We start from the raw sequence: 4,499 nt of genomic DNA on the forward strand, positions 1-4,499 counted from the left end.
CCCATGGGGGCCTCGTTGCGGCAGAACCGCTCGTCGCTGTTGCCGCCCTTCTTGGCCTTGGTGGGGATCGCCTCGCCGGCGGCGACGGCCGGGGCGGCGGTCACCGGCGCGGGCTTGGCCGGGTCGGCGGCGGGATCCTGCGCCAGCAGCGCCATCGCCAGGAACATCGAGATCATGGACCCTCCGGAAGATCGTCTGGGTCACCCTAGTCGCCTGTGGTTACGCTTCGGCGGCGGGATTCGACGAACGGCGGTCATCGCGCGACCGGCGGCGCGGCGAACCGGCCTGCGGAGCGGGGATCCCGCCCCGCAGGCCCGCCGTCTAGAACAGGAAGTCGCCCGCGGCCACGCTCTTCGTCCCCAGCAGGACGAAGGCGAACTCCGGGTCGCGGTCGTCGTCGAGGTTGCCCAGCACGACGCTGACGTGGCCCGAGCCGTAGCCCGCCAGTCCGTCGAGGTCGATCCCCAGCGCCCGGGCCGCGGCGTTGACGTTGCCGAACGTCATCACCGTCAGGTCGCCCGCGTCCTTCAGCGCGCCGTTGACGAGCCGGAAGCCCTGGCGGCCGGCCTCCTCGAGGTTCGCGTCCAGCCCCGAGAAGTCGAGCCTGTCGCCCTGCGCCCGGCTGAAGTCGAGGATCACGTCCACCGACACCTGGGCCTTCTTCAGGTCGATCGGGTCCGACGCCACCTCGGCCACGAACCGGTCGGCGCCGGCGCCGCCGATCAGGATGTCCACGCCGTCGGAGCCGCGCAGCACGTCGTTCCCCGCGCCGCCGTCCAGGGTGTCCGTCCCGCCGTCGCCGTAGAGGTCGTCGTCGCCGGCGTTGCCCCTCAGCCAGTTCTGGGCGCTGTTGCCCTGGATCAGGTCGGCGCCCGAGCCGCCGACGGCGTTCTCGATGACCGTGCCGTAGGCGATGCCGACATTGTCCACCAGCCGCCCCGCGTTGGGATCGGCGGCCAGGTTGGCCATCCGGATGTCGTAGGCCTCCTGGCTGAGCGGCGCGTAGCCGTCCGCCGCCCGGGTGGCGTTCACCTGGGCCAGGCTCGGGGCGTTGGCCTGGGTGACCCCGCCGATGCTCGACAGGTGGCCGGGCCTGAGGTCGATGATCTGGTTCGTGGCGTAGCCGGAGGCGTCCAGCGTGTCGATGCCGCCCGCGTCCCAGATGGCCATCACCGGCGCCGGGGTCTTCACGAAGTCGAAGGCGTCGCGGCCGGCGTTGGAGTTGAAGCCGTAGGTGGTGTCGCCGGTCCGGGTGGTCATGTCCGCGCCGTACATCATCTGGATGGCCAGGATGTCGTGCACCATGGGCGTGGCCCCGTAGGCGATGGTGCCGCGCAGGTAGTCGTGGTCCTGGATGCCCACCTCGCGCGGGTTCCAGTAGGACATGATGGTGTAGTTGCGGATGTCCTGGGCGTACTCCGCGCCGTTGGCGTAGGTCACGGCGAAGCCCGGGGCGAAGTTGTAGTTGCCGGGGTGCGACAGCCCGAGGCCGTGGCCGATCTCGTGGACCAGGGTGTTCAGGCCGTAGAGGCCCTCGTCGAGCTGGAAGTTCGAGGCCGTCGTGCCCGTCACCCAGACGTCGCCCACGATGTTGTAGGCCTGGGCGTTGACGTGGGCGTTGGTGCTGACGAGGTCGGCCGGCAGGCGGGCGTAGGCCTGGGTGCCCGGCCGGTTCATGATGTTGCCGAAGTTGATGTCCGCCTCGCCCACCGGCGCCTCCTGGAAGGAGATCGCCACCACGTCGTCCCAGTACTGCATGGCCTCGCGCGCGGCCGCCCGCTGCGCCTCGGTGAAGGCGCCGAAGCCGAAGTACTCGTTCAGCCCGTAGTAGGCGCCGTTCAGCTCGTAGACGTAGCCGTTGTCGATCAGCTCCTCCTGGCTCGAGAAGAAGCCGTAGGTGATCACCGTCGCGTCCCCGTCGCGCGGCACGCCGGTCACGCCCCAGGCCGTGCCGCTGCGGTTCAGGTACTCGGCCGCCTCCTCCGGCGTCCAGATCGTCTTTCCGTTGAAGGTTCCGGATTGTCCATCCAGGGTTGCGTCCTCGTCGTCGACGAAGAGGTCCGGATCGTGCGGAAGGATCTCACTCATTCTCTCAGCCCCGTTAGGTGTTGATCAGCGCCCTTGCGGCCCTCCGGCCGTGCGCCAAGGCAGGGTCTCGTCCAGCGCCGCTTGGAGTTCGGCGTCGGCGGCGGGGCTCCCAAGGCGCCCGCCGCTGACCGGCGCGATCCGGGGGACCGTGCCGATCAGATTGGCGTCCTCCGTCCCGCGTCGGAACGGCCGGATGGTGAAGGCCAGCACCTCGCCCGGCGCGCCGGGCGCGGGGTGGAGGCCGGCGTGGACGATCAGGCTGACCGCGGTGGGCGGCTCCAGCATCGGCGAGCCGCCCGTCGCCGCCCGCACCGGCATCGGCGCGCCCTGCGCCGCCAGCGTCCGCACCCGGTCGCAGAGCGCGCGCGCCAGGCCCGCGGAATCTCCGCCAGGCGCCTGGACGGTGCAGTGGATGACCACCTGGTCCGCGCCGGACCAGGTGAGGCTGGGAGTGGCCGCCGGCGCCGCGGCCGGCGCCGTCAGGCCGAGCGCCAGGGCGCCCGCGCGCAACACATTGACCTGGCTCTTCGGCCGCAACGCCCACTCCTCACGGTGGCAGGCGCAGACGGTACACGGTTAGCGGATCATGTCACGTGGTTACGCGAGAAACTTTTGTGTGACAATGAGTTACGTCGGACGTCCGACATAGCCGCGCCGTGGCGCGCGGCTGTTGTCGGCGGCGCCGGCCGCGGTTCGTCCTAGGTCCAACCACGGAAATGAGGGATCACCAGCCCATGCTCTACGCCCTGCTGGCCTACCACGAGGAACACGTCGTCGAGTCGTGGACCCGGCCCGAGGACGCCGCCCTGATGGACGACCTGCACAAGGTCCACGCCCGCCTCACCGAGGAAGGCCGCCTGGGCCCCGCCGCCCGCCTCGGCCGCACGGTCGACGCGCGCACCGTGCGCGGCGCCGATGGCCGGCCCGCGGTCCTCGACGGCCCCTTCGCCGAGACCAAGGAACAGCTGCTCGGCTTCTATGTGCTGGACTGCGCCACCCCGGAGGAGGCGGTGCAGGCCGCCCGCGACCTGCAGGCCGCCAACCCCACCGCCGTCTACGAGGTCCGCCCCATCCGACTTTACCTCCCCGGCGTCCCCTTCCCCGTCACCGACGCCGACGCCGACGCCGAGGCGGGCGGCTAGTCCCGGCAGGCGGCTTCCATGTCGCGCAGGTGGGCGCCGCCGCGGCCCTGCGGCGGGAGCTCGAGGCTTCGCGGCTGGGCCGCCACGGTGATGATGTCGGAGCCGCCCTCCAGCGTCCGGTGCACCGGGCACTTCGCCGCGATCTCCAGCAGACGGGCCCGCTGGTCCTCGTCCAGCGCTCCCTCCAGGGTCACCTCCCGGGCGAAACGGTCGCGCCCCTGCGGCGTCGGCCGCGAGTGCAGCACCCGCACCGTGGCCCGCTTCAGCGGCCAGCCCTTGCGCTCTGCGTAGAGCCTGAGCGTCATCGTCGTGCAGGCGCCCAGGGCCGCGGCCAGCAGGTCGTAGGGGTTCGGCCCCGAGCCCAGCCCGCCGAGTTCCGCCGGCTCGTCGGCCAGGAAGCTCGCGCCGGCCGTCAGCACCTCCACCTGGAACTTGCCGACCCCCGTCTCGGTGACGGTGACGGCGTCGAGGTCGGCGTCGGGGCGGGCTTCGGCGGCTTCTCGGGTCATGGGGTCCTCCGTGGCGCTGGACCGCCAGATGAGCCCCACCGGCCGGCCGCTGTCGAGCCGCCTCTCGCCGCCGTCTACGGACGTCCGACCGCGCCCCACGGGTGCTCGAACTGCAGGGCCACGAACCGGGCGGTCGGTTCGCCGTAGGCGGCGCCGATCTGCGCGAAGGTCCGCCGCATCACGTCCGGTCCGGGCAGGGCGACCGTGCGGTCGAACCGCTCGGGCGGGCGCGCCGCCCGGCGGATCACCAGCCCGTGGCGCGAGCGCACCGCCGCCGGCCCCGTCGCCCAGGCCGTCGAGCGCCAGGTCCGCGACCAGGCGTCCAGCGCCGTGCCGAACGCCAGTTCGTCGAAGCCGGGGGAGAGCGGCAGGGCCACGTCCTCGTGGCCCCAGACGGCCGCGCGGTTGGCCACCACCGTCCCCATGCCGCCCAGCGTCAGCCGGTAGGCGTCGCCGTCGTGCCGCACGTCGGGCAGCGGCAGGGAGAGCCGGCGCGCCGTCTCCCGCATCGTCGCCTCCCCGGCCAGGTCGCGCAGCAGGGCGAGGGTCGCGGGCTCGCCGGCGCTGATCCCCGCCGTGGTCGTCACCGGCCCGTCGGTCACCCAGCGCCGGTCATAGCGCCAGCGGACCTCCGGATGGGCCCTGGCCATGTCGGCCCGGCTGTACCAGTGGACCGTCGCCTGGCGGCCATCCAGCAGCCCCGCCGCGGCCAGCACGCGCGCGCCGTTGCAGATCGACATGATCCGCGCGCCGCGCCGCA

The 4,499-nt window shown here is 72.6% G+C and carries 5 protein-coding genes; 1 reads left to right on the forward strand and 4 read right to left on the reverse strand.

Features of this window, described 5'->3' with window-relative positions; all coding sequences use genetic code 11:
* Positions 1–321 precede the first annotated feature (321 nt).
* Both V7Z97_RS19400 and V7Z97_RS19405 read right to left on the reverse strand, forming a co-directional pair.
* Complete coding sequence (locus V7Z97_RS19400) at positions 322–2,088, reverse strand: M10 family metallopeptidase C-terminal domain-containing protein (RefSeq protein ID WP_334165124.1); 1,767 nt, start codon at positions 2,086–2,088, stop codon at positions 322–324.
* Positions 2,089–2,112: 24 nt separating this feature from the next.
* Positions 2,113–2,625 (reverse strand): hypothetical protein, encoded by a 513-nt coding sequence (locus V7Z97_RS19405; protein WP_334165125.1) that lies wholly within the window; start codon positions 2,623–2,625, stop codon positions 2,113–2,115.
* 197 nt (positions 2,626–2,822) lie between these two features.
* On the opposite strand from V7Z97_RS19405, the gene V7Z97_RS19410 reads away from it, so the two are divergent.
* Complete coding sequence (locus V7Z97_RS19410) at positions 2,823–3,230, forward strand: YciI family protein (protein WP_334165127.1); 408 nt, start codon at positions 2,823–2,825, stop codon at positions 3,228–3,230.
* Here V7Z97_RS19410 and V7Z97_RS19415 read toward each other — a convergent pair.
* Together V7Z97_RS19415 and V7Z97_RS19420 are read right to left on the reverse strand one after the other, a co-directional pair.
* Positions 3,227–3,739, reverse strand: coding sequence for an OsmC family protein (locus V7Z97_RS19415; RefSeq protein WP_334165128.1), 513 nt, complete (start codon positions 3,737–3,739; stop codon positions 3,227–3,229). The genes V7Z97_RS19410 and V7Z97_RS19415 overlap by 4 nt on opposite strands.
* A 74-nt stretch (positions 3,740–3,813) precedes the next feature.
* The coding region (locus tag V7Z97_RS19420; RefSeq protein ID WP_334165129.1) for a DJ-1/PfpI family protein at positions 3,814–4,499 on the reverse strand (686 nt) is incomplete at its 5' end.

The organism is Phenylobacterium sp., assembly GCF_036821595.1.
In the GTDB taxonomy this organism is placed as follows: Bacteria; Pseudomonadota; Alphaproteobacteria; order Caulobacterales; family Caulobacteraceae; genus Phenylobacterium.